The sequence below is a fragment of the Streptomyces nogalater genome, from assembly GCF_039532885.1.
Taxonomy (GTDB): domain Bacteria; phylum Actinomycetota; class Actinomycetes; order Streptomycetales; family Streptomycetaceae; genus Streptomyces; species Streptomyces nogalater.
The window spans coordinates 45,359-68,455 of sequence record NZ_BAAASM010000032.1; the positions used below are offsets into that span (position 1 = coordinate 45,359).

The following is a 23,097-nucleotide window of genomic DNA, read 5'->3' on the forward strand; positions in this document are numbered from 1 at the left end:
TGAGATGCCTCGTAGCTTGAAGAAGGGGCCCTTCGTCGACGACCACCTGATGAAGAAGGTGGACGCCCAGAACGATGCCGGCACCAAGAACGTCATCAAGACCTGGTCCCGTCGCTCGATGATCGTCCCGGCCATGCTCGGCCACACGATCGCGGTGCACAACGGCAAGACCCACATCCCGGTGTTCGTCACCGAGTCGATGGTCGGCCACAAGCTCGGCGAGTTCTCGCCGACGCGCACCTTCCGGGGCCACGTCAAGGAAGACCGGAAGTCGAAGCGCCGCTAGTAGCGGATCGCATTCAGACACGTAAGTAACTGAAGGGACAACCATGGAAGCCAGGGCCCAGGCGCGGTACATCCGCGTCACGCCCATGAAGGCCCGCCGCGTGGTGGACCTCATCCGTGGCATGGACGCCACGGAGGCCCAGGCCGTCCTGCGATTCGCTCCGCAGGCCGCCTCGGTGCCGGTGGGCAAGGTGCTGGACAGCGCCATCGCCAACGCCGCGCACAACTACGACCACACCGATGTCGACAGCCTCTTCGTTTCCGAGGCCTACGTCGACGAGGGCCCGACCCTGAAGCGGTTCCGGCCGCGCGCCCAGGGCCGTGCCTACCGGATCCGCAAGCGGACCAGCCACATCACCGTGGTCGTCAGCAGCAAGGAAGGAACCCGGTAATGGGCCAGAAGGTAAACCCGCACGGGTTCCGGCTCGGTGTCACGACCGACTTCAAGTCGCGTTGGTACGCCGACAAGCTGTACAAGGACTACGTCAAGGAAGACGTCGCCATCCGTCGGATGATGACGTCCGGCATGGAGCGCGCCGGCATCTCCAAGGTCGAGATCGAGCGCACCCGTGACCGCGTCCGTGTGGACATCCACACCGCTCGCCCGGGCATCGTCATCGGCCGCCGCGGCGCCGAGGCCGACCGCATCCGCGGTGACCTGGAGAAGCTGACCGGCAAGCAGGTCCAGCTGAACATCCTTGAGGTCAAGAACCCGGAGACGGACGCTCAGCTGGTGGCCCAGGCCGTCGCCGAGCAGCTGTCCTCCCGCGTCTCCTTCCGTCGGGCCATGCGCAAGAGCATGCAGTCCGCCATGAAGGCCGGCGCCAAGGGCATCAAGATCCAGTGCGGTGGCCGTCTCGGCGGCGCCGAGATGTCCCGCTCGGAGTTCTACCGCGAGGGCCGCGTGCCCCTGCACACGCTCCGCGCGAACGTGGACTACGGCTTCTTCGAGGCCAAGACGACCTTCGGCCGCATCGGTGTGAAGGTCTGGATCTACAAGGGCGACGTCAAGAACATCGCCGAGGTCCGCGCCGAGAACGCTGCCGCCCGTGCGGGTAACCGCCCGGCCCGCGGTGGCGCCGACCGCCCGGCCCGTGGTGGCCGCGGTGGCGAGCGGCGCGGTCGCAAGCCGCAGCAGGCTGCCGGTGCCGAGGCCCCCAAGGCCGAGGCCCCCGCGGCTGCCGCTCCGGCTGAGAGCACCGGAACGGAGGCCTGACCGAAATGCTGATCCCCCGTAGGGTCAAGCACCGCAAGCAGCACCACCCGAAGCGCAACGGTATGTCCAAGGGTGGGACGCAGGTTGCGTTCGGCGAGTACGGCATCCAGGCGCTGACCCCGGCCTACGTCACGAACCGCCAGATCGAGGCGGCCCGTATCGCGATGACCCGCCACATCAAGCGTGGCGGCAAGGTCTGGATCAACATCTACCCGGACCGTCCCCTCACCAAGAAGCCCGCCGAGACCCGCATGGGTTCCGGTAAGGGTTCTCCGGAGTGGTGGATCGCGAACGTCAAGCCCGGACGTGTGATGTTCGAGCTGTCGTACCCCAACGAAAAGATCGCCCGTGAGGCGCTGACCCGTGCGGCCCACAAGCTGCCGATGAAGTGCCGGATCGTCAAGCGCGAGGCAGGTGAAGCGTGATGTCGGCCGGTACCAAGGCGTCCGAGCTGCGCGAGCTGGGCAACGAGGAGCTTCTGGCGAAGCTCCGCGAGGCCAAGGAAGAGCTGTTCAACCTCCGCTTCCAGGCGGCCACGGGTCAGCTCGAAAACCACGGCCGGCTGAAGGCCGTCCGTAAGGACATCGCGCGGATCTACACCCTGATGCGCGAGCGCGAGCTGGGCATCGAAACGGTGGAGAACGCATGAGCGAGAACAACGTGACTGAGCAGAACACCGAAGCCCGAGGCTTCCGCAAGACCCGTGAGGGTCTGGTCGTCAGCGACAAGATGGACAAGACCGTCGTCGTCGCCGTCGAGGACCGTGTGAAGCACGCGCTGTACGGCAAGGTCATCCGCCGTACGAACAAGCTCAAGGCCCACGACGAGCAGAACGCTGCGGGCGTCGGCGACCGCGTCCTCCTCATGGAGACCCGGCCGCTGTCCGCGACGAAGCGCTGGCGCGTCGTCGAGATCCTCGAGAAGGCCAAGTAATTCCTGCGGGCAAACCCGCAGGTCAGTTCCGCCAGGCTCGGCAGGGGTCCTCGTGAATGAGGCCCCTGCCGGGAACCGGCAGACGATCAGGAGATAGACGTGATCCAGCAGGAGTCGCGACTGCGTGTCGCCGACAACACTGGTGCGAAGGAGATCCTTTGCATCCGTGTGCTCGGTGGCTCCGGTCGCCGCTACGCGGGCATCGGTGACGTCATCGTCGCCACCGTCAAGGACGCGATCCCCGGTGGCAACGTGAAGAAGGGTGACGTCGTCAAGGCGGTCATCGTTCGCACCGTCAAGGAGCGCCGCCGTCCGGACGGCTCGTACATCCGCTTCGACGAGAACGCCGCCGTCATTCTGAAGAACGACGGCGACCCTCGCGGCACCCGCATCTTCGGCCCGGTCGGCCGTGAGCTGCGCGAGAAGAAGTTCATGAAGATCATCTCGCTCGCGCCGGAGGTGCTGTAAGCATGAAGATCAAGAAGGGCGACCTGGTCCAGGTCATCACCGGTAAGGACAAGGGCAAGCAGGGCAAGGTCATTGCCGCTTACCCGCGCGAGGAGCGCGTCCTGGTCGAGGGTGTCAACCGGGTCAAGAAGCACACCAAGGCCGGTCCGACCGCCAGCGGCTCCCAGGCCGGCGGCATCGTGACCACCGAGGCGCCGATCCACGTCTCCAACGTCCAGCTGGTCGTGGAGAAGGACGGCAAGAAGGTCGTCACGCGTGTCGGCTACCGCTTCGACGAAGAGGGCAACAAGATCCGCGTTGCCAAGCGGACGGGTGAGGACATCTGATGGCTACCACCACCACCCCGCGTCTGAAGCAGAAGTACCGCGAGGAGATCGCGGGCAAGCTGCGTGACGAGTTCAAGTACGAGAACGTCATGCAGGTTCCCGGCCTCGTCAAGATCGTGGTCAACATGGGTGTCGGCGACGCCGCCCGTGACTCGAAGCTGATCGAGGGCGCGATCCGCGACCTGACCACCATCACCGGTCAGAAGCCGGCCGTCACCAAGGCCCGCAAGTCCATCGCGCAGTTCAAGCTGCGTGAGGGCCAGCCGATCGGTGCCCACGTCACGCTCCGTGGCGACCGCATGTGGGAGTTCCTGGACCGCACCCTGTCGCTCGCGCTGCCGCGCATCCGCGACTTCCGCGGCCTGTCCCCCAAGCAGTTCGACGGCCGTGGCAACTACACCTTCGGTCTCACGGAGCAGGTCATGTTCCACGAGATCGACCAGGACAAGATCGACCGCGTCCGGGGTATGGACATCACCGTGGTGACCACGGCGACCAACGACGAAGAGGGCCGTGCCCTTCTCCGTCACCTCGGCTTCCCGTTCAAGGAGGCGTGAGCGAGATGGCGAAGAAGGCTCTCATCGCGAAGGCTGCTCGCAAGCCCAAGTTCGGTGTGCGTGGCTACACCCGCTGCCAGCGCTGCGGTCGTCCGCACTCCGTGTACCGCAAGTTCGGCCTGTGCCGCGTGTGCCTCCGTGAGATGGCTCACCGTGGCGAGCTGCCGGGCGTGACCAAGAGCTCCTGGTAATCCCCTCATTTAGGGATTCTGGGACCTCTCGGTAAGCAACCGGGACGGCAGGGCCCGAACTCCACATGCCGTAGGCTGGTGGGGTTGGGCTCTGCCGCCCTGAACGACTTACTACGCCGTAGGTCCCCGCACCGCACCCGTCCCGTCTGCAGAAGTACGGGGAGAGGGATGGCGCATATAGGAAACCCCGGCGAGAAAGGCCACAGGCCAATTCATGACCATGACTGATCCGATCGCAGACATGCTGACGCGTCTGCGGAACGCGAACTCGGCGTACCACGACTCGGTGTCGATGCCGCACTCCAAGATCAAGTCTCACATCGCGGAGATCCTCCAGCAGGAGGGCTTCATCACGGGCTGGAAGGTCGAGGACGCCGAGGTCGGCAAGAACCTCGTCCTGGAGCTGAAGTTCGGCCCCAACCGTGAGCGCTCCATCGCGGGCATCAAGCGGATCTCGAAGCCCGGTCTCCGGGTCTACGCGAAGTCCACCAACCTGCCGAAGGTGCTGGGCGGCCTGGGCGTGGCGATCATCTCCACGTCGCACGGGCTCCTCACCGACAAGCAGGCCGGCAAGAAGGGCGTGGGTGGGGAAGTCCTCGCCTACGTCTGGTAGCAGAAGGGAACGGAGGAAACAGCTATGTCGCGCATCGGCAAGCTCCCCATCGCGGTTCCCGCCGGCGTGGACGTCACCATCGACGGCCGCACGGTCTCGGTCAAGGGCCCCAAGGGCTCGCTGACCCACACCGTTGCCGCGCCGATCGACATCGCTAAGGGCGAGGACGGCACCCTGCAGGTGCTGCGCCCGAACGACGAGCGTCAGAGCAAGGCCCTGCACGGCCTCTCCCGCACGCTGGTGGCGAACATGATCACCGGCGTGACCCAGGGTTACGTGAAGAAGCTCGAAATCAGCGGTGTCGGTTACCGAGTGACCGCCAAGGGTTCCAACCTGGAGTTCGCTCTCGGTTACAGCCACCCGATCCTGGTCGAGGCCCCCGAGGGCATCACCTTCAAGGTGGAGTCCCCGACCCGTTTCTCGGTCGAGGGCATCGACAAGCAGAAGGTCGGCGAGGTTGCGGCCAACATCCGCAAGCTGCGCAAGCCCGACCCGTACAAGGCCAAGGGTGTCAAGTACGAGGGCGAAGTCATCCGCCGCAAGGTCGGAAAGGCGGGTAAGTAAGCCATGGCATACGGGCAGAAGATCCTCAAGGGCGACGCCTACAAGCGCGCCGCGATCAAGCGCCGTCACATCCGGATCCGCAAGAAGGTGTCCGGTACGGCGGAGCGTCCCCGTCTGGTCGTGACCCGCTCCAACCGCCACATCGTGGCGCAGGTGATCGACGACCTGAAGGGCCACACCCTGGCGTCGGCGTCCACGCTGGACGCGTCGATCCGCGGTGCCGAGGGCGACAAGTCCGCGCAGGCCAAGCAGGTCGGCGCCCTGGTCGCCGAGCGTGCCAAGGCCGCCGGTGTCGAGGCCGTCGTGTTCGACCGTGGTGGCAACCAGTACGCCGGCCGCATCGCGGCCCTGGCGGACGCCGCCCGCGAAGCCGGGCTCAAGTTCTGAGCCGCTTGTAGCTAGCGGAAAGAGAGAGGTAATCCAATGGCTGGACCCCAGCGCCGCGGAAGCGGTGCCGGTGGCGGCGAGCGGCGGGACCGGAAGGGCCGTGACGGCGGCGCTGCTGCCGCCGAGAAGACCGCGTACGTTGAGCGCGTCGTCGCGATCAACCGCGTCGCCAAGGTTGTGAAGGGTGGTCGTCGCTTCAGCTTCACCGCGCTGGTCGTGGTGGGCGACGGTGACGGCACCGTGGGTGTCGGTTACGGCAAGGCCAAGGAGGTGCCGGCCGCCATCGCCAAGGGTGTTGAGGAGGCCAAGAAGCACTTCTTCAAGGTCCCCCGGATCCAGGGCACCATCCCGCACCCCATCCAGGGTGAGAAGGCCGCCGGCGTCGTGCTGCTCAAGCCCGCGTCGCCCGGTACCGGTGTGATCGCCGGTGGTCCGGTGCGCGCCGTGCTGGAGTGCGCCGGTATCCACGACGTGCTGTCGAAGTCGCTCGGCTCCGACAACGCCATCAACATCGTGCACGCGACCGTGGAGGCCCTGAAGGGCCTGCAGCGTCCCGAGGAGATCGCGGCCCGCCGTGGTCTGCCCCTGGAGGACGTCGCTCCCGCGGCTCTGCTGCGTGCGCGTGCCGGGGCGGGTGCGTAATCATGGCGCAGCTCAAGATCACGCAGGTCAAGTCCTACATCGGCAGCAAGCAGAACCACCGTGACACCCTTCGGTCGCTTGGTCTCAAGGGGATCAACACCGTGGTCGTCAAGGAGGACCGCCCCGAGTTCCGCGGCATGGTGCACACCGTCCGCCACCTCGTGACGGTCGAGGAGGTCGACTGATCATGGCGGAGAACAACCCGCTGAAGATCCACAACCTCCGTCCGGCCCCCGGCGCCAAGACCGCCAAGACCCGTGTCGGTCGTGGTGAGGCGTCGAAGGGTAAGACGGCCGGTCGTGGTACCAAGGGCACCAAGGCCCGCTACCAGGTTCCGGAGCGCTTCGAGGGTGGCCAGATGCCGCTCCACATGCGCCTCCCGAAGCTGAAGGGCTTCAAGAACCCGTTCAAGACCGAGTACCAGGTCGTGAACCTCGACAAGCTGGCCGCGCTCTACCCGGAGGGTGGCGAGGTCACCGTCGAGTCGCTGGTGGCCAAGGGCGCCGTTCGCAAGAACAGCCTCGTCAAGGTCCTCGGCCAGGGCGAGATCTCCGTGGCGCTGCAGGTGACGGTCGACGCCGTCTCCGGCTCCGCCAAGGAGAAGATCACCGCCGCCGGCGGCACGGTCACCGAGCTCGTCTGAGTCGCTCAGGCGGAGCGTCGATGACGTAAACGATCCCGACCGGGGATACCTCACAATGAGGTATCCCCGGTTGGTCGTTCCTAGGGGGGCATGGTCGCCGGTAAGGTGGCCTGCACTGTTCTTTTTCGTATTCGTCGAACCTCAGACCGTCACCCTTGACGCAGTTGCGCGGGGGTCGCAGGAGGCACCGTGCTCACCGCGTTCGCCCGGGCGTTCAGGACGCCCGACCTGCGCAAGAAGCTGCTCTTCACGCTGGGCATCATCGTGGTCTACCGGGTCGGTACCCACATCCCGATCCCCAACGTCAACTACCAGGCCGTCCAGCAGTGTGTGAAGGAGGCCGGCGCCAACCAGGGCCTGTTCGGCCTCGTGAACATGTTCAGCGGCGGTGCGCTGCTCCAGATCACGGTCTTCGCGCTCGGCATCATGCCGTACATCACCGCCAGCATCATCCTTCAGCTGCTGACCGTGGTGATCCCGCGCCTGGAAGCCCTGAAGAAGGAGGGGCAGGCCGGCACGGCGAAGATCACGCAGTACACCCGTTACCTCACCGTGGCGCTCGCCATCCTCCAGGGCACCGGTCTGGTGGCCACCGCCCGCAGCGGCGCGCTCTTCAACGGCTGTTCGGTCGCCACGAGCATCGTCTCGGACCAGGCGATCTTCGCGACCATCACGATGGTCATCTGCATGACCGCCGGTACGGCCCTGGTGATGTGGCTCGGTGAGCTGATCACCGACCGCGGCATCGGCAACGGCATGTCGATCCTGATGTTCATCTCGATCGCCGCGACCTTCCCGTCCGCGCTGTGGGCCATCAAGAAGCAGGGCTCGCTGGCCGGCGGCTGGATCGAGTTCGGCACCGTCATCGCGGTCGGCCTGGTCATGGTCGCGCTCGTCGTCTTCGTCGAGCAGGCCCAGCGCCGCATCCCGGTGCAGTACGCGAAGCGGATGATCGGCCGCCGCTCCTACGGCGGTACGTCCACCTACATCCCGCTCAAGGTGAACCAGGCGGGTGTGATTCCCGTCATCTTCGCCTCCTCGCTGCTCTACATCCCGGCGCTGATCGCGCAGTTCGCGGGGGGCAACTCGGGCTGGAAGACCTGGATCGAGCAGAACCTCACCAACGGCGACCACCCGATTTACATCACTTCGTACTTCTTGCTCATCGTTTTCTTCGCGTTCTTCTACGTCGCTATCTCCTTCAACCCCGAAGAAGTAGCCGACAACATGAAGAAGTATGGTGGCTTCATCCCGGGCATCCGGGCTGGCCGACCGACCGCTGAGTACCTCAGCTACGTGCTCAACCGGATCACCTGGCCGGGTTCGCTGTATCTGGGTCTGATCGCTCTCGTACCGACAATGGCGTTGGTGGGCTTCGGGGCAAGCCAGAACTTCCCCTTCGGCGGGACCAGCATCCTCATCATCGTGGGTGTCGGCCTTGAGACGGTGAAGCAGATCGAGAGCCAGCTCCAGCAGCGCAATTACGAAGGGTTCCTCCGCTGATGCGTATCGTCCTCGTCGGGCCGCCGGGTGCCGGTAAGGGAACGCAGGCCGTCCGGCTCGCAGAGAAGCTGGCCATCCCGCACATCTCCACGGGCGACCTGTTCCGCGCCAACATCAGCCGGCAGACGGAGCTGGGCAAGCTCGCCAAGTCCTACATGGACGCCGGCAACCTCGTCCCCGACGAGGTGACCATCGCGATGGCCAAGGACCGCATGGAGCAGCCGGACGCGGAGAAGGGCTTCCTGCTGGACGGCTTCCCGCGCAACGTCTCGCAGGCGAAGGCGCTGGACCAGCTGCTCCAGGACGAGCACATGACGCTGGACGCGGTCCTCGACCTGGAGGTCCCCGAGGAGGAGGTCGTCAAGCGGATCGCCGGCCGGCGCATCTGCCGCAACGACTCCTCGCACGTCTTCCACGTCACCTACAGCCCGGCGAAGCAGGAGGGCGTCTGCGACGTCTGCGGCGGTGAGCTGTACCAGCGCGACGACGACTCCGAGGACACCGTCCGCAAGCGGCTGGAGGTCTACCACACGCAGACCGAGCCGATCATCGACTACTACAGGGCGCAGGAGCTGGTCGTGACGATCTCCTCCCTGGGTCCGGTGGACGAGATCACGCAGCGGGCGCTGGAGGCCCTCAAGCGCGAGAAGGCCGAGAAGTAGATTCCGGCCCTTCCGGCCGCGGTGCCCTCCCCGGGCGCCGCGGCCGTACTGTTGTACAGGTACCCCAGTCGACGTGAGTGACGGAGAGCGCAGGCCCCCCATGGTGCAGATCAAGACCCCCGAGCAGATCGCGAAGATGCGGGCGGCGGGCCTGGTCGTAGCCGCCATCCACGCGGCGACGCGTGAGGCCGCGGTGCCCGGCGCGACCACCCGGGACCTGGACGAGGTGGCCCGCAAGGTGCTCGCCGAGCACGGCGCGAAGTCGAACTTCCTCGGCTACGGCGGCTTCCCGGCCACCATCTGCACCTCCGTGAACGACGTGGTCGTGCACGGCATCCCCTCCGACGACGTCGTCCTGAAGGACGGCGACATCATCTCCATCGACTGCGGCGCGATCGTCGACGGCTGGCACGGTGACGCGGCCTACACGGCCTTCGTCGGCTCGGGGCACTCCCCGGAGCTGATCGAGCTGTCCCGGGTCACCGAGGAGTCGATGTGGGCCGGCATCGCGGCCATGAAGCAGGGCAACCGCCTGGTCGACATCTCCCGGGCGATCGAGACCTACATCCGCCGCCAGCCCAAGCCGGGCGGCGGCCGGTACGGGATCATCGAGGACTACGGCGGCCACGGCATCGGCACCGAGATGCACATGGACCCGCACCTGCTGAACTACGTCGACCGGCGCCGCGGCAAGGGCCCCAAGCTGGTCCCCGGCTTCTGCCTGGCCATCGAGCCGATGGTCTCCCTCGGCACCCCGAAGACCGAGGTCCTCTCCGACGACTGGACGGTCATCACGACCGACGGGACCTGGTCCTCGCACTGGGAGCACTCCGTCGCCCTCACGGAGCAGGGCCCGCTGGTGCTCACCGCCCCGGACGGCGGCAAGGCGAAGCTGGCCGAGTATGGTGTGGTGGCGGCGCCGGACCCCTTGGCCTGAGGCCGGGCCGGGACCGCCGGTCGGAGGCCGGCGCAGCCGCTCGAAGCTTGTGAGGCGCGCCAGGCGCCGAGCCCGCGAGAGCGGCATCCGGAAAACGGGTCCGAGGTCCTCTCCGACGACTGGACGGTCATCACGACCGACGGGACCTGGTCCTCGCACTGGGAGCACTCCGTCGCCCTCACGGAGCAGGGCCCGCTGGTGCTCACCGCCCCGGACGGCGGCAAGGCGAAGCTGGCCGAGTTCGGCATCACGGCTGCGCCGGACCCGCTCGCGTAAGGATCACCCCGATGGGGCAGACTTCCTCGATTCGCCTTTCCGGGTGTGCCGACGTAGACTGACTCGTCGGCTCTTGTGCACCCGCATGCCTGCATGCTCACAAACGGTGCACGACAGAGTCGATCAAGGTAGTCGATTCGAAGGGCGAAGCGTGGCCAAGAAGCAAGGTGCCATCGAGATCGAGGGCACTGTCGTCGAGTCTCTGCCGAACGCCATGTTCAAGGTCGAGCTCCAGAACGGCCACCAGGTCCTGGCACACATCAGCGGCAAGATGCGTATGCACTACATCCGCATCCTCCCTGACGACCGGGTCGTGGTGGAGCTGTCTCCGTACGACCTGACGCGTGGCCGGATCGTCTACCGGTACAAGTAGATCTTGCCCGCGCCCCGGGCCCGCCCGGTGCGATGGCACTGACCCGGAGAACCTCACCCCATGAAGGTCAAGCCGAGCGTCAAGAAGATCTGCGACAAGTGCAGGGTGATCCGCCGTCACGGCCGGGTCATGGTCATCTGCGAGAACCCGCGCCACAAGCAGCGCCAGGGCTGACGCACGACCGTTTCCCTCTGCACCTCTATCGCAGAGTTTCGCGCGACGCGAGCTGAATATGTTCATACGCAGGACCCGAGCCATCCAGCTCGACACCCCCGGTTCGGAGGCCGGGGACCCGGTTCGTACCTGGTACGGCGGCCGGGAGCCGGTTCTGTGGAAGACCTCCGAAGAATCACCAGGAGCCATTGAATGGCACGCGTTTCCGGTGTCGACATCCCGCGCGAGAAGCGCGTGGAGATCGCGCTCACCTACGTGTTCGGCATCGGCCGGACCCTCTCGAAGGAGACGCTGGCTGCGACCGGCGTCGACCCGAACACCCGCGTTCGTGACCTGACGGAAGAGCAGCTCGTCGCGATCCGCGAGTACGTCGACAACAACATCAAGACCGAGGGTGACCTCCGTCGCGAGATCCAGGCCGACATCCGCCGCAAGGTCGAGATCGGTACCTACCAGGGTCTCCGTCACCGTCGCGGTCTGCCCGTCCGCGGTCAGCGCACCAGCACCAACGCCCGTACCCGCAAGGGCCCGCGTCGCGCCATCGCCGGCAAGAAGAAGCCGGGCAAGAAGTAGTCCGCAGCGGACGCCTGTCCACGGTCTTCGCTGTAGGACCGACCACCTCCCGTAGGAGTTAATAGATGCCCCCCAAGGGTCGTCAGGGCGCTGCCAAGAAGGTGCGCCGCAAGGAAAAGAAGAACGTCGCTCACGGCCACGCGCACATCAAGAGCACGTTCAACAACACGATCGTCTCGATCACGGACCCGTCCGGCAACGTGATCTCCTGGGCCTCCGCCGGCCACGTCGGCTTCAAGGGCTCCCGGAAGTCCACGCCGTTCGCCGCGCAGATGGCCGCCGAGTCGGCCGCCCGCCGCGCCCAGGAGCACGGCATGCGCAAGGTCGACGTGTTCGTGAAGGGCCCGGGCTCCGGTCGCGAGACCGCGATCCGTTCCCTCCAGGCCACGGGTCTTGAGGTCGGCTCCATCCAGGACGTCACCCCGACCCCGCACAACGGCTGCCGCCCGCCGAAGCGCCGCCGCGTTTGATCAGGGGCGGCGGCTGTCCCCGCTCCGGCGGGGGTGTTCCGCGCCGCCGCGTCTGACGCACGGCTGCCCCGCGCAGGCTCGGGTTCCGGGCGGTACGGCTCTTGCGGGCCGTGCCGCCCGTACCCTTGCAGTACCCGCGCTTTTCCCGGGCGCGGTTTCCGTCGGACGTCAAATAGCGGGCGTCCACGAAAGAAGGATCTGATCCACACATGCTGATCGCTCAGCGTCCCTCGTTGACCGAAGAGGTCGTCGACGAGTTCCGCTCCCGGTTCGTGATCGAGCCGCTGGAGCCGGGCTTCGGCTACACCCTCGGCAACTCCCTGCGCCGTACGCTCCTCTCCTCGATCCCGGGTGCCGCCGTCACCTCGATCCGGATCGACGGTGTCCTGCACGAGTTCACCACCGTGCCGGGCGTCAAGGAGGACGTCACCGACCTGATCCTCAACATCAAGCAGCTGGTCGTCTCCTCGGAGCACGACGAGCCGGTCGTGATGTACCTGCGCAAGCAGGGCCCGGGTCTGGTCACCGCCGCCGACATCGCGCCCCCGGCCGGTGTCGAGGTGCACAACCCCGACCTCGTCCTCGCCACGCTCAACGGCAAGGGCAAGCTGGAGATGGAGCTGACCGTCGAGCGCGGTCGCGGCTACGTCTCCGCCGTGCAGAACAAGCAGGTGGGCCAGGAGATCGGCCGTATCCCGGTCGACTCGATCTACTCGCCGGTGCTGAAGGTCACGTACAAGGTCGAGGCCACGCGTGTCGAGCAGCGCACCGACTTCGACAAGCTGATCGTCGACGTCGAGACGAAGCAGGCGATGCGTCCGCGTGACGCCATGGCCTCCGCCGGCAAGACCCTGGTCGAGCTGTTCGGTCTCGCCCGCGAGCTGAACATCGACGCCGAGGGCATCGACATGGGCCCGTCCCCGACGGACGCCGCCCTGGCCGCGGACCTGGCGCTGCCGATCGAGGAGCTGGAGCTCACCGTTCGGTCGTACAACTGCCTCAAGCGCGAGGGCATCCACTCCGTGGGTGAGCTGGTCGCGCGCAGCGAGGCCGACCTGCTGGACATCCGCAACTTCGGTGCGAAGTCCATCGACGAGGTCAAGGCGAAGCTGGCCGGCATGGGCCTGGCCCTGAAGGACAGCCCGCCCGGATTCGACCCCACGGCCGCCGCGGACGCCTTCGGCGCGGACGACGACGCGGACGCGGGTTTCGTGGAGACCGAGCAGTACTGAGTCTCCGCTTCCGGGGTTCGCGTCAGCGGACCCCGGATCTCTGACAGGCAACCGCCTGCTCAGATACTGACCCCGGTACCTGATACGGCCGGGGCAGACACCTAGGAGAAGAACCATGCCGAAGCCCACCAAGGGTGCCCGTCTGGGCGGCAGCGCCGCGCACGAGAAGCTCCTCCTCGCGAACCTCGCGAAGAGCCTCTTCGAGCACGGCCGTATCACCACCACCGAGGCGAAGGCCCGCCGCCTGCGCCCGTACGCCGAGCGTCTGATCACCAAGGCGAAGAAGGGCGACCTTCACAACCGCCGCCAGGTGCTTCAGGTGATCACGGACAAGAGCGTCGTCCACACGCTCTTCACCGAGATCGGCCCGCGTTACGAGAACCGTCCGGGTGGTTACACCCGCATCACCAAGATCGGTAACCGCCGTGGCGACAACGCGCCCATGGCTGTCATCGAGCTGGTCGAGGCGCTGACGGTGCAGCAGAAGGCCGTGGGCGAGGCCGAGGCCGCGACCAAGCGCGCGGTCAAGGAGTCCGAGGAGGCCAAGGCCGAGGAGACGAAGGTCGAGGAGACCGAGACTCCGGCCGAGGAGTCCAAGGACGCCTGAGGCTCTGCCTGAACACGGGAAGCGGGTCCGCCCTCCGGGGTGGGCCCGCTTTCGCGTTTCCTCCCATGGCACCGCCCTGAGAGGATTCCCCCGTGAGTGACGAAGTGCAGCCCGGTTACGTCCGTGTCCGTCTCGACCTGTCCTATGACGGCACCGCCTTTCACGGCTGGGCGAAGCAGGCCGGGGGCCGGCGGACCGTGCAGGGGGAGATCGAGGACGCCCTGCGGACGGTCACGCGGTCCAAGGAGACGTACGAGCTGACCGTGGCCGGGCGCACCGATGCCGGGGTGCACGCCCGGGGGCAGGTGGCGCACGTCGATCTGCCCGGGGAGCTGTGGCGCGAGCACCACCAGAAGCTGCTGAAGCGGCTGGCCGGCCGGCTGCCGAAGGACGTCCGGGTGTGGGCGCTGCGCGAGGCGCCGAGCGGTTTCAACGCGCGGTTCTCGGCGGTGTGGCGGCGCTACGCCTACCGGGTCACCGACAACCCCGGGGGAGTGGACCCGCTGCTGCGCGGCCATGTGCTGTGGCACGACTGGCCGCTCGACGTGGACGCCATGAACGAGGCCGCGCGGGAGCTGCTCGGGGAGCACGACTTCGCCGCCTACTGCAAGAAGCGCGAGGGCGCGACGACGATCCGTACGCTCCAGGAGCTGAGCCTGGTGCGGGGCGAGGACGGCATCATCACGGCGACCGTGCGGGCGGACGCCTTCTGCCACAACATGGTGCGCTCGCTGATCGGCGCGCTGCTGTTCGTCGGGGACGGGCACCGGGGGCCGGAGTGGCCGGGGAAGGTGCTGGCCGCGGGGGTGCGGGACTCCGCCGTGCATGTCGTACGGCCGCACGGGCTGACGCTGGAGGAGGTCGGCTACCCGGCCGACGAGCTGCTGGCGGCCCGGAGCAAGGAGGCCCGGAACAAGCGGTCGCTTCCCGGACTTCCGGGATGCGAAACCTGTTAGTTACGTCGCATTTCACGTCGCTTACGCCCCATGTCCGGACTTATGGGGCGTATTAGCCCATACCGACTCTTACGCGTTTCATACCTCTCGGATACAGTTGCGCCTTCCGGCCACACGTTCGATGGGGAGGCCGGATTGGCTGGGGGGTCGACGGGTCGGTAAGGCCCGGGGTGGGACAACGGAATGACTTCAGTGGATTCCGTGCGGGCCGGGGGGCGTCGTGCGGCACGGCAGGGCGGTGGGCGGCGACGGGCCGTGCGGGGCGGAAGCGCCGCACTGGGACTGCTGCCGCTCCCGCCGACGGACAAGGAGAAGTACTCCTACGCGCGACGGCATCTGTGGATCCTGACGATCAGCTCGCTGATCAGCTTCTGCTGCCTGGTGCTGAGCCAGTTCAAGCTGGCCGCGTCCACCCCGGTGCTGTGGATCTACACGCCGCTGCTCGCGTTCACGGTGATCTACTACCTGGTGTCGCTGCGGGTGAACGGCTTCACCCGGGACTTCGACATCGCCCACCACCGGCGGCTGGTGCAGAACTGGCGGCCCGAGGTGTACCCGAGCGTCGACGTGTTCCTGCCGGTGTGCGGTGAGCCCATCGAGGTGCTGCACAACACCTGGCGGCATGTGCGGGCGATGGCCGACCGCTACCCCGGGGTCTGCGTGCCGTTCGTGCTGGACGACGGCGCGAGCCCGGAGCTGGCGGCGATGGCCCGGGACTTCGGCTTCCGCTACGGCACCCGGGAGAACCGGGGCTGGTTCAAGAAGGCCGGCAATCTGCACTTCGGGTTCGCCCAGTCCGACGGCGAGTACATCCTCATCCTGGACGCCGACTTCACCCCGCGCGCCGATCTGCTGGAGGAACTGCTGCCGTACATGGACGACGATCCGCGGATCGGCATCGTCCAGTCCCCGCAGTACTTCCGGGTGCTCGACTCGCAGAACTGGATCGAGCGCGGCGCGGGCGCGGTGCAGGAGCTGTTCTACCGCTCCGTGCAGGTCTCCCGGCAGAGCAGCGACGGCGCCATCTGCGTCGGCTCCTGCGCGATCTACCGGCGGGCGGCGCTGGAGACCAACGGCGGCACCACGCTGATCGAGCACTCCGAGGACGTGCACACCGGGTTCGATCTGCGCGGGCTCGGCTGGGACCTCAGGTACGTCCCGGTCGCGGTGTCCACCGGGGTCTGCCCGGACAGCGCGGGCGCCTTCTTCAACCAGCAGTACCGGTGGTGCTCGGGCTCGATGAGCCTGCTGGGCAGCAGGAAGTTCTGGCAGGCGAAGATCAAGCTGTCCAGCCGGCTGTGCTACATGTCCGGCTTCTTCTACTACATCCACACCGCGCTGTTCACCTTCGCGGCCCCGGTCATCCCGATCGTGCTGCTGCTGGTGATGCCGGAGAAGCTCAAGGTCGAGCATCTGCTGCTGGTCCTGCCCAGCATCCTCTACACCACGATCATCTTCCCGATGTGGCACCGGGCGCCGTACCGCCTGGAGGCCTGGGCGACCCGGATGATGTACGGCTGGGCGCACGTCTTCGCCATCTGGGACATCCTGCGCAAGAACCGCATGGGCTGGCAGCCGACGGGCTCCTCCGGCGCCAAGAAGAACAAGACGCGGCGGTTCTGGATCGGCATGTGGGCGTGGAGCGGCGGCACGGCGCTGGTGTGGGTCACCGCGGCGGTGTACCGGACGTTCACCATGAACGCCCCGGACTTCGCCCTGATCCTGTCCTCCGGGCTGTTCTACGCGCTGGTCGTCGGCCGCGTGCTGGTGCAGCCGCGGTCGGGGGCGGAGGCTGCCTGATGCGACTGAAGGAACGATCCCGCAGGGCCGGCGCGGCCCTGGCCTGCGCCCTGGCCGGCGTGCTCGCGCTCGGCGGCTGCTCGCTGCTCGGCGACGACTCCGGCGGCTCGGCGGAGTCCGGCGGCGCGGCGGCCCCGCACTCCTCGGCGAGCCCCCAGGACATCCCCTACGACGTCACCCCCCTGATCAAGCCGGCCAAGAAGTACTACGGGGCGGCCGTGGCGGGCGCGCCGACCTCCATGAAGAGCATCGACGCGTACACCCGGATGACCGGCAAGCAGCCCAACCTGGTCGAGTACTACGCCGCCTGGGGCGACGGCTTCGACGCCACCGGCGTACGCAACGCCTGGGCCGAGGGCGCCCTGACGCTGATGTCCTGGGAGCCCTTCGACACTCCGCTCGCCGACATCGCGGCGGGCAGGTCGGACGCGTACATCAAGGAGTACGCGGCCGCGGTGCGCAAGCTGAACCTGCCCGTGGTGATCGACTTCGCGGACGAGTTCAACGGCCACTGGGAGAAGTGGGGCACGCGCCACGCGACCCCGGCCCAGTACGTGGCCGCCTGGCGCCACATCCACCAGACCTTCGTCGACGTGGGCGCCACCAACGTCATCTGGGCCTGGGCGCCCAACATCGTCAACCCGGTGAAGAGCGTACGGCTCAAGCCGTACTACCCGGGTGACGCCTACGTGGACTGGATCGGTCTGGTCGGCTACTTCACGATCGGCCAGGACAACGCCTTCGACAGCGTCTTCGGGCCGACCCGCGCCGAGATCCGCACCTTCACCAGGAAGCCGATGCTGCTGCTGGAGACCGCGGCCATGCCCGGGGAACGGCGGCGGGCCGATGTCCGCAACCTGTTCGCGGGCGTCGCGGCGGACGACGACATGCTCGGTTTCATCTGGTTCGACTACAAAAAGCGCGCCGACTGGCGGCTGGAGGCGAGCCCGCTGGCGCTGGAGGAGTTCAAGCGCCTGGCCGCCGACGACCGTTTCGGCTTCGACGTACGGAAGCCGTCATGACCTCTCGCCCCGAGTACTACACCCCGCAGCCGTACGACCCGTACGCCGAGGAGGAGCAGCAGGGCGGCTGGTTCAACTCCGACGGCTACCTCCCGCGCCGGCCGCAGGGCTACGACGCCCCGCAGGGGTACGACGCCTCGCAGGGGTACGACGCCTCGCACGGCTACGACGCTCCCCAGGGCTACCAGGTCCCCCAGGGGTATGACACCCCGCAGGGTTACGAGGCCCCGCACGGGCAGGCGGTCCCCCAGGGGTACGACAGCCCGCAGGGCTACCACCAGGCCCCCCAGGGGTACGACACCCCGCAGGGCCACGACGTCCCCCAGGGGTACGACCTCCCCGAGGGGTACGGGTACGACCCCGGGGCCCACGCCGACCAGCAGCCCGCCGACCAGCCGGCGTACCCCGCGCCGCCGGCCGAGGAGGAGCCGGCCGCGCCCGCCGAGCCCGGCTACCACGTGCCCGAGACGCCCGAGGTCGGCTGGGACATGGCCGCCAGCCGGCGGCGCGCCTGGGTCAGCCGGGCCGTGCTGCTGTGCGTGCTGGCCGTCCAGACGGTGCTCTCGCTGCGCCTGGCCAACACCGCGTTCCAGGACGAGGCCCTCTACCTCGCGGCCGGCCACGCCGAACTCCAGCACCTGCTGCACGGCACCCCGCTGCCCATCGACTACGCGGCCTACTTCTCCGGCTCGCCGCAGCTGTACCCGGTGCTCGCCGCCGCCGTGGACGACGTCTTCGGGCTCACCGGGGCGCGCCTGCTGAGCCTGGCGTTCATGCTGGGCACCACCGGGCTGCTGTACTCCTTCACCCGGCGGCTGTTCAACGAGCGGGCCGCGCTGGCCGGCGCCGCGCTGTTCGCCGTGGTGCAGTCCACGGTCGTCATGGGCTACTTCGCCACCTACGACGCCGCCGCGGTGTTCCTGCTGGCCCTGGCCACCTGGATCGTCGTACGCACCGACCGGGCACCGGCGGCCGCCGTGCTGCTCGCCGTCCCCGTCGCCGTCCTCGCCGTCGGCGTGAAGTACGCGGCCGGCCTGTACCTGCCGACCATCGTCGTGCTCGCGCTGCTCACCGGCTGGCCACACCAGGGCCGCAAGGCGTTCCTCCGGATGCTGCTGCTCGCCCTCGGCATCGGCGCGGTGCTGGGCATCGGCATGTACGGCACCGACCTGATGGCCGGTGTCCGGCAGACCACGACCGACCGGGACCACGGCTCCGACAGCACCGCCTTCCTGCTCCAGCGGTCCGGCGAGTGGGGCGGGCTGATGTTCCTCACCGCCGTCGGCGGCGCGGTCTCCTATGTGCGGCGCAGCCGGATGAACGAGTCACCGGTCGCCCAGCGGCTCGGCAACCCCGGATGGCGCTGGCGGGCACTGCTCGGCCTGGTGCTGTGCGGCACCGCGCTGCTCGCACCCGCCTACCAGATCCACCTGGGCACCGTCGTCTCGCTGTTCAAGCACGTCGGCTTCGGCCTGCTGTTCGCCGCGCCGATGGCCGGTGTGGGCGTGACCCGGCTGATCGGCGCCCACTTCCGCTACCCCCAGCTCGGCATCATGCTGTGGACGGCGACGCTCTGCCTCGGCATCTCGCAGGCGGACTGGCGCTTCGGCGTCTGGCCCGACTCCTCGAAGATGATCCAGGTCGTCGACTCCCACGTGGACCGCAAGGGCCACTACCTCGCCTCCACCCCCGAGGTGCCCGTCTACTACCTGCGGGACAAGACCACCCACCGGCAGTGGCAGGGCGTGTTCGCCCTGGAGTACACGGACAAGAAGGGCACGTACCACCAGGGTGACGCGGCCTACCGGGCGGCGCTGCGCGACGGCGAGTTCGACCTGATCGTCCTGGACGGCCTGACCAACCCCCGGGTGGACGCCGTCGTCGCGGACGCGGTCAAGGGCAACCCGCACTACCGGCTCCTGGCCAACCTGCCCTTCCGCAACTCCAGCGGTACCGGCCACTACCGCATCTGGACCAAGACCTCCTGAAGCAGGACCGAAGCGAGAAAGGCCGTTCCCTTGCGGCTCACCGTCATCGGCACCGGCTACCTCGGTGCCACCCATGCCGCCTGCATGGCCGAGCTGGGCCACGAGGTACTCGGCGTCGACATCGACCCGGAGAAGGCGGCCGCGCTCGGCGCCGGGCGGGTGCCCTTCCACGAGCCGGGCCTGCCCGAGCTGATCGCGCGGCACACCGGAAGCGGCCGGCTGCGGTTCACCACCTCCTTCGCACAGGCCGGGGCCTTCGGCGAGGTCCACTTCGTCTGCGTGGGCACCCCGCAGCGCGCCGACGGCGGCGCCGCCGACCTGAGCCAGGTGGACGCGGCCTTCGCCGCCCTGGCCGCGCACGCCGCGCCGGACGCGCTGCTCGTCGGCAAGTCGACCGTGCCGGTCGGCACGGCCGAGCGGCTGGCCCGGACCCATGACGCGGAGATCGCCTGGAACCCGGAGTTCCTGCGCGAGGGCTTCGCCGTCGAGGACACGCTGCGCCCCGACCGGCTGGTGTTCGGCGTCGCCTCGCAGCGCGCCGAGACCGTGCTGCGCGCCGTGTACGCGCCGGTCCTCGCCGCCGGCACCCCGCTGGTCACCGCCGACTTCCCGACCGCCGAGCTGGTCAAGACGGCCGCCAACGCCTTTCTCGCCACCAAGATCTCCTTCATCAACGCGATGGCCGAGGTCTGCGAGGCGGCCGGCGGCGATGTGCGCACGCTCGCCGAAGCGCTCGGCCACGACGACCGGATCGGGCCGAAGTTCCTGCGCGCCGGGGTCGGCTTCGGCGGCGGCTGCCTGCCCAAGGACATCCGCGCCTTCGCGCACCGGGCCGGCGAGCTGGGCGTGCCGCTGCGGCTGCTGCGCGAGGTGGACGCGATCAACATGCGGCGCCGGGACCGGGTGGTGGAGCTGGCCCGCGAGCTGTGCGGGGGAGCGGTGCTCGGCGCCCGGGTCGCCGTCCTCGGCGCCGCCTTCAAGCCCGGCTCCGACGACATCCGCGACTCGCCCGCACTGGCCGTGGCCGCCCGGCTGCGGCTGGAGGGGGCCGACGTCACCGTGTACGACCCGGTGGCCGCGGACAACGCGCGCAAGGCGTTCCCGCTGCTCGGGTACGCGGCGACGGCCGAGGACGCGCTGCGCGGGGCCGACCTGGTCCTGCATCTGACCGAGTGGCCGCAGTTCCGGGAGATCGACCCGGAGCGGGCGGCGACGCTCGTGGCCCGGCCACGGATCGTGGACGGGCGGGGGGTGCTCGACGCGGACCGCTGGGCCGCGGCGGGCTGGCGGTTCCGGGCGCCGGGCAGGCCGGCGCCCGCAGGGGAGGGACAGTGATGGCACGAAGCGAGGCCCGGGTCACCGTGGTGATGCCGACGTACAACGAGGCGGCGAACCTGCCGGGCATGGCCGAGGCGGTGCTCGGGCTGCCGCTGGACGGGCTGCGGCTGAAGATCGTCGACGACTCCAGCCCGGACGGCACCGGGCGGATCGCCGAGGAGCTGGCCGAGAGGTACAACCGCGACGGCCGGACCCGGATGAGTGTGCTGCACCGCACCGAGAAGGACGGGCTGGGCCGGGCGTACACCGCCGGGATGTCCGCCGCACTGGACGAGGGCGCCGAGTACGTCGTCCAGATGGACGCCGACGGCAGCCACCCGGTGGAGGCGGTGCCCCGCATGCTCCAGGCGGCCCTCGACTCCGGTGCCGGGCTGGTGGTCGGCAGCCGTTACGTCGAGGGCGGCTCGCTCGACGAGGAGTGGGGCGCCCACCGGGTGCTGCTGTCCCGGTTCGCCAACCGGTACGCGCGCGCCATCCTCGGCACCGACATCCAGGACATCACGGCCGGGTTCAACCTGTGGTCGGCCCGAACCCTGCGGGACGTCGGGCTGGCGTCCCTGGACAGCGCCGGCTACAGCTTCCAGGTGGAGCTGAAGTACCGGGCCGTCCGGGCCGGGCACGCGGCCGTGGAGGTCCCGATCCGGTTCACCGAGCGTACCGAGGGCGAGTCCAAGATGACGCTGCGCACCCAGCTGGAGTCGGCGGTGCTGCCGCTGCGGCTGCGGCTGAAGCGGTACTAGCGGCGGGCCGGGCTACCGCGCGGCGGCCTCGGCCTGCTCCTGGCCGCGGCGGTGGATCTGGTTGACGGTGAACTGGGCCAGGCCGTTGCCGGCGCCGAAGACGGCGGTGTCCTTCTTGGTGACGTCCTTGCCGGTGGTGAAGCCGGAGATGGTGAAGTAGGCGTAGCGGCCGTAGGCGTTGCGGGTGGAGCGGCAGAAGGCCCCGTCGCAGAAGGGCTTGACGCCGCCCTTGCCGAACAGCGAGCGGACGATGGACCGGTCGTCGGTCTGCGCCTTGGCCTGGGCGGCCTGCGCCGCGTTGTCGAAGACGGCGACGCCCACGGTGACCGCGATGTCGCCGTGGGTGTAGGTGGCGCGCATCATACGGGTGCAGCCGTTGGCGGTGAGGATGCGCGGCAGGGTGCCGCCGGCGACGGAGGCGCAGCCGGAGGTGTCGTCCGTGGCGCCCTTCGTGTACGCGGTGTCGCCGAGGGTGACCTGCTTGCCCGCGAAGAGCGTGTCGGGGCCGAGCGGAGCGGTGTCCTTCTCGGCACTGGATATGAAGTCCGCGGGGTTCAGCGGCGGCGGCGCGCTGGTCGGCTCGAAGGACGGCGTCGCCGTGCCGGTGCCGGGCAGCGAGGCGCCGGCGGGCAGGTTGCCGGGGCCGGCCTCGGGGTCGCCGCCGTTCGCGGAGACCACGGCCACGGCGACCGCGGTGCCTATCGCGATCGCGGCCAGCGCCCCGCCGGCTGTGAACAGCAGTTTGCGGCGCTTGTTCCGGGTCTCGGAGGCCTCGGCGAGCGCGGCCCAGTCGGGCGTCCCGTCGTCTTCTCCGCTGTTCCACGGCTGCTGCTGGGAATGCGGTTTCCAGGGATCCCACTGAGACTGGGGTCCCCCCTGCCCGTAACTCATGGGGCGCATCTTAGACGGGGGGCCGGTGACCCGGGGGCCGTCCGGCGACCCGCCTCGTTTTGACCCGCCCGGGGGCCAGCCGGTAACCTGCTTCTTCGTTGTGTATTGGCTTGCTCATTCTCACGGGACGGGCCCTTACACCGGTCCACCGGGCCGATGACCAGCGACCCCACGCACGCGGTTTGCGTCGCCGCCGTGGGTCAAGGCTGTCGTGATCGTTTCGGTGACCTTGTTTAGGACCATTCACTCGAAGCGAAGGCTACGAACCGTGCGTACGTACAGCCCCAAGCCCGGCGATGTGACGCGCCAGTGGCACGTCATCGACGCTCAGGACGTTGTCCTGGGCCGTCTCGCCACCACTGCTGCGACCCTCCTCCGGGGCAAGCACAAGCCGATCTACGCGCCGCACGTCGACGCTGGTGACTTCGTCATCATCATCAACGCCGACAAGGTGCACCTGTCCGGCAACAAGCGGACCCAGAAGATGGCCTACCGCCACTCCGGCTACCCGGGTGGTCTGCGCTCCGTCCGTTACGACGAGCTGCTGGACAAGAACCCGGAGAAGGCCATCGAAAAGGCCGTCAAGGGCATGCTCCCCAAGAACTCCCTGGGCCGTCAGATGCTCTCGAAGCTGAAGGTCTACAAGGGTGACCAGCACCCGCACGCGGCCCAGCAGCCCGTGCCGTTCGAGATCACCCAGGTCGCGCAGTAAGTCCGGCCACCCCCTAAG

33 protein-coding genes and 1 pseudogene are annotated in these 23,097 nt (G+C 68.3%); 33 read left to right on the forward strand and 1 reads right to left on the reverse strand.

Annotation, left to right across the window (positions count from 1 at the left end):
• Positions 1–4 precede the first annotated feature (4 nt).
• From rpsS to ABD350_RS21785, 32 genes and pseudogenes are all read left to right on the forward strand, one after another.
• Positions 5–286: a 30S ribosomal protein S19 gene (gene rpsS, locus ABD350_RS21630; protein WP_059252070.1), complete on the forward strand. Its 282-nt coding sequence runs from the start codon at positions 5–7 to the stop codon at positions 284–286.
• A 43-nt stretch (positions 287–329) separates the two neighbouring features.
• The gene (gene rplV / locus ABD350_RS21635) at positions 330–677 is read left to right on the forward strand and encodes a 50S ribosomal protein L22 (protein ID WP_030778516.1); all 348 of its coding nucleotides are present in this window, start codon (positions 330–332) and stop codon (positions 675–677) included.
• The gene (gene rpsC, locus ABD350_RS21640; RefSeq protein ID WP_010036723.1) at positions 677–1,501 is read left to right on the forward strand and encodes a 30S ribosomal protein S3; all 825 of its coding nucleotides are present in this window, start codon (positions 677–679) and stop codon (positions 1,499–1,501) included. The genes rplV and rpsC overlap by 1 nt, the downstream gene beginning before the upstream one ends.
• 5 nt (positions 1,502–1,506) lie before the next feature.
• On the forward strand, positions 1,507–1,926 hold the full coding sequence (gene rplP, locus ABD350_RS21645; RefSeq protein ID WP_009190136.1) for a 50S ribosomal protein L16: 420 nt from the start codon (positions 1,507–1,509) through the stop codon (positions 1,924–1,926).
• Positions 1,926–2,150 carry a 50S ribosomal protein L29 gene (rpmC, locus tag ABD350_RS21650; RefSeq protein ID WP_007494763.1) on the forward strand — a complete coding sequence of 75 codons (225 nt, stop codon included), beginning with the start codon at positions 1,926–1,928 and terminating at the stop codon, positions 2,148–2,150. Before rplP ends, rpmC begins: the two co-directional genes overlap by 1 nt.
• Positions 2,147–2,434: a 30S ribosomal protein S17 gene (gene rpsQ / locus ABD350_RS21655; RefSeq protein ID WP_020941675.1), complete on the forward strand. Its 288-nt coding sequence runs from the start codon at positions 2,147–2,149 to the stop codon at positions 2,432–2,434. Before rpmC ends, rpsQ begins: the two co-directional genes overlap by 4 nt.
• A gap of 99 nt (positions 2,435–2,533) precedes the next feature.
• Positions 2,534–2,902: a 50S ribosomal protein L14 gene (gene rplN / locus ABD350_RS21660; protein WP_003998823.1), complete on the forward strand. Its 369-nt coding sequence runs from the start codon at positions 2,534–2,536 to the stop codon at positions 2,900–2,902.
• A 2-nt stretch (positions 2,903–2,904) separates the two neighbouring features.
• Entirely contained in the window at positions 2,905–3,228 is a 324-nt protein-coding gene (gene rplX, locus ABD350_RS21665; protein WP_030601194.1) for a 50S ribosomal protein L24, read from the forward strand.
• Entirely contained in the window at positions 3,228–3,785 is a 558-nt protein-coding gene (gene rplE, locus ABD350_RS21670) for a 50S ribosomal protein L5 (protein WP_030345436.1), read from the forward strand. Before rplX ends, rplE begins: the two co-directional genes overlap by 1 nt.
• Positions 3,786–3,790: 5 nt before the next feature.
• On the forward strand, positions 3,791–3,976 hold the full coding sequence (locus ABD350_RS21675) for a type Z 30S ribosomal protein S14 (RefSeq protein ID WP_003948630.1): 186 nt from the start codon (positions 3,791–3,793) through the stop codon (positions 3,974–3,976).
• 214 nt (positions 3,977–4,190) lie between these two features.
• Positions 4,191–4,589, forward strand: coding sequence for a 30S ribosomal protein S8 (rpsH, locus tag ABD350_RS21680; RefSeq protein ID WP_014674378.1), 399 nt, complete (start codon positions 4,191–4,193; stop codon positions 4,587–4,589).
• 24 nt (positions 4,590–4,613) lie between these two features.
• Entirely contained in the window at positions 4,614–5,153 is a 540-nt protein-coding gene (gene rplF / locus ABD350_RS21685) for a 50S ribosomal protein L6 (RefSeq protein WP_344349893.1), read from the forward strand.
• 3 nt (positions 5,154–5,156) lie between these two features.
• Complete coding sequence (rplR, locus tag ABD350_RS21690) at positions 5,157–5,540, forward strand: 50S ribosomal protein L18 (protein ID WP_344349894.1); 384 nt, start codon at positions 5,157–5,159, stop codon at positions 5,538–5,540.
• Positions 5,541–5,576: 36 nt separating this feature from the next.
• On the forward strand, positions 5,577–6,182 hold the full coding sequence (rpsE, locus tag ABD350_RS21695; RefSeq protein ID WP_019753099.1) for a 30S ribosomal protein S5: 606 nt from the start codon (positions 5,577–5,579) through the stop codon (positions 6,180–6,182).
• A gap of 2 nt (positions 6,183–6,184) precedes the next feature.
• Positions 6,185–6,367 (forward strand): 50S ribosomal protein L30, encoded by a 183-nt coding sequence (rpmD, locus tag ABD350_RS21700; RefSeq protein ID WP_003998814.1) that lies wholly within the window; start codon positions 6,185–6,187, stop codon positions 6,365–6,367.
• Positions 6,368–6,369: 2 nt separating this feature from the next.
• A complete protein-coding gene (gene rplO / locus ABD350_RS21705; RefSeq protein WP_030601181.1) occupies positions 6,370–6,825 on the forward strand; it encodes a 50S ribosomal protein L15 in 456 nt (151 codons plus the stop codon).
• Positions 6,826–7,014: 189 nt separating this feature from the next.
• Complete coding sequence (gene secY, locus ABD350_RS21710) at positions 7,015–8,328, forward strand: preprotein translocase subunit SecY (protein WP_344349895.1); 1,314 nt, start codon at positions 7,015–7,017, stop codon at positions 8,326–8,328.
• Positions 8,328–8,990, forward strand: a complete 663-nt coding sequence (locus ABD350_RS21715) for an adenylate kinase (RefSeq protein WP_344349896.1) — start codon at positions 8,328–8,330, stop codon at positions 8,988–8,990. Before secY ends, ABD350_RS21715 begins: the two co-directional genes overlap by 1 nt.
• Before the next feature lie 100 nt (positions 8,991–9,090).
• Complete coding sequence (gene map / locus ABD350_RS21720; RefSeq protein WP_030778529.1) at positions 9,091–9,927, forward strand: type I methionyl aminopeptidase; 837 nt, start codon at positions 9,091–9,093, stop codon at positions 9,925–9,927.
• A 99-nt stretch (positions 9,928–10,026) separates the two neighbouring features.
• Positions 10,027–10,203, forward strand: a pseudogene (locus ABD350_RS21725) (type I methionyl aminopeptidase); the annotation flags it as partial.
• A 151-nt stretch (positions 10,204–10,354) separates the two neighbouring features.
• Positions 10,355–10,576, forward strand: a complete 222-nt coding sequence (infA, locus tag ABD350_RS21730; protein WP_003948620.1) for a translation initiation factor IF-1 — start codon at positions 10,355–10,357, stop codon at positions 10,574–10,576.
• 60 nt (positions 10,577–10,636) lie between these two features.
• A complete protein-coding gene (gene rpmJ / locus ABD350_RS21735; RefSeq protein ID WP_003998809.1) occupies positions 10,637–10,750 on the forward strand; it encodes a 50S ribosomal protein L36 in 114 nt (37 codons plus the stop codon).
• Between the two features lie 192 nt (positions 10,751–10,942).
• On the forward strand, positions 10,943–11,323 hold the full coding sequence (gene rpsM / locus ABD350_RS21740; RefSeq protein WP_067240336.1) for a 30S ribosomal protein S13: 381 nt from the start codon (positions 10,943–10,945) through the stop codon (positions 11,321–11,323).
• A gap of 65 nt (positions 11,324–11,388) precedes the next feature.
• The gene (rpsK, locus tag ABD350_RS21745) at positions 11,389–11,793 is read left to right on the forward strand and encodes a 30S ribosomal protein S11 (RefSeq protein ID WP_003956432.1); all 405 of its coding nucleotides are present in this window, start codon (positions 11,389–11,391) and stop codon (positions 11,791–11,793) included.
• A gap of 209 nt (positions 11,794–12,002) precedes the next feature.
• Complete coding sequence (locus ABD350_RS21750) at positions 12,003–13,025, forward strand: DNA-directed RNA polymerase subunit alpha (protein ID WP_003966937.1); 1,023 nt, start codon at positions 12,003–12,005, stop codon at positions 13,023–13,025.
• Between the two features lie 115 nt (positions 13,026–13,140).
• Complete coding sequence (rplQ, locus tag ABD350_RS21755) at positions 13,141–13,632, forward strand: 50S ribosomal protein L17 (RefSeq protein WP_344349898.1); 492 nt, start codon at positions 13,141–13,143, stop codon at positions 13,630–13,632.
• 92 nt (positions 13,633–13,724) lie between these two features.
• Positions 13,725–14,588 carry a tRNA pseudouridine(38-40) synthase TruA gene (gene truA, locus ABD350_RS21760; RefSeq protein WP_344349899.1) on the forward strand — a complete coding sequence of 288 codons (864 nt, stop codon included), beginning with the start codon at positions 13,725–13,727 and terminating at the stop codon, positions 14,586–14,588.
• Between the two features lie 381 nt (positions 14,589–14,969).
• Positions 14,970–16,388 (forward strand): glycosyltransferase family 2 protein, encoded by a 1,419-nt coding sequence (locus tag ABD350_RS21765; RefSeq protein WP_344350065.1) that lies wholly within the window; start codon positions 14,970–14,972, stop codon positions 16,386–16,388.
• Entirely contained in the window at positions 16,388–17,410 is a 1,023-nt protein-coding gene (locus ABD350_RS21770; RefSeq protein WP_344349900.1) for a glycoside hydrolase family 26 protein, read from the forward strand. The genes ABD350_RS21765 and ABD350_RS21770 overlap by 1 nt, the downstream gene beginning before the upstream one ends.
• The gene (locus ABD350_RS21775) at positions 17,407–19,398 is read left to right on the forward strand and encodes a glycosyltransferase family 39 protein (RefSeq protein ID WP_344349901.1); all 1,992 of its coding nucleotides are present in this window, start codon (positions 17,407–17,409) and stop codon (positions 19,396–19,398) included. Before ABD350_RS21770 ends, ABD350_RS21775 begins: the two co-directional genes overlap by 4 nt.
• A 30-nt stretch (positions 19,399–19,428) precedes the next feature.
• On the forward strand, positions 19,429–20,733 hold the full coding sequence (locus tag ABD350_RS21780) for a UDP-glucose dehydrogenase family protein (protein WP_344349903.1): 1,305 nt from the start codon (positions 19,429–19,431) through the stop codon (positions 20,731–20,733).
• The gene (locus ABD350_RS21785; protein ID WP_344349904.1) at positions 20,733–21,476 is read left to right on the forward strand and encodes a polyprenol monophosphomannose synthase; all 744 of its coding nucleotides are present in this window, start codon (positions 20,733–20,735) and stop codon (positions 21,474–21,476) included. Before ABD350_RS21780 ends, ABD350_RS21785 begins: the two co-directional genes overlap by 1 nt.
• Before the next feature lie 12 nt (positions 21,477–21,488).
• On the opposite strand, the gene ABD350_RS21790 is transcribed toward ABD350_RS21785, so the two are convergent.
• Positions 21,489–22,367 carry a hypothetical protein gene (locus ABD350_RS21790; protein WP_344349905.1) on the reverse strand — a complete coding sequence of 293 codons (879 nt, stop codon included), beginning with the start codon at positions 22,365–22,367 and terminating at the stop codon, positions 21,489–21,491.
• A 268-nt stretch (positions 22,368–22,635) separates the two neighbouring features.
• Here ABD350_RS21790 and rplM point away from each other — a divergent pair, with 268 nt between their 5' ends.
• Positions 22,636–23,079, forward strand: a complete 444-nt coding sequence (gene rplM, locus ABD350_RS21795; protein WP_014674395.1) for a 50S ribosomal protein L13 — start codon at positions 22,636–22,638, stop codon at positions 23,077–23,079.
• Positions 23,080–23,097: the final 18 nt, after the last annotated feature.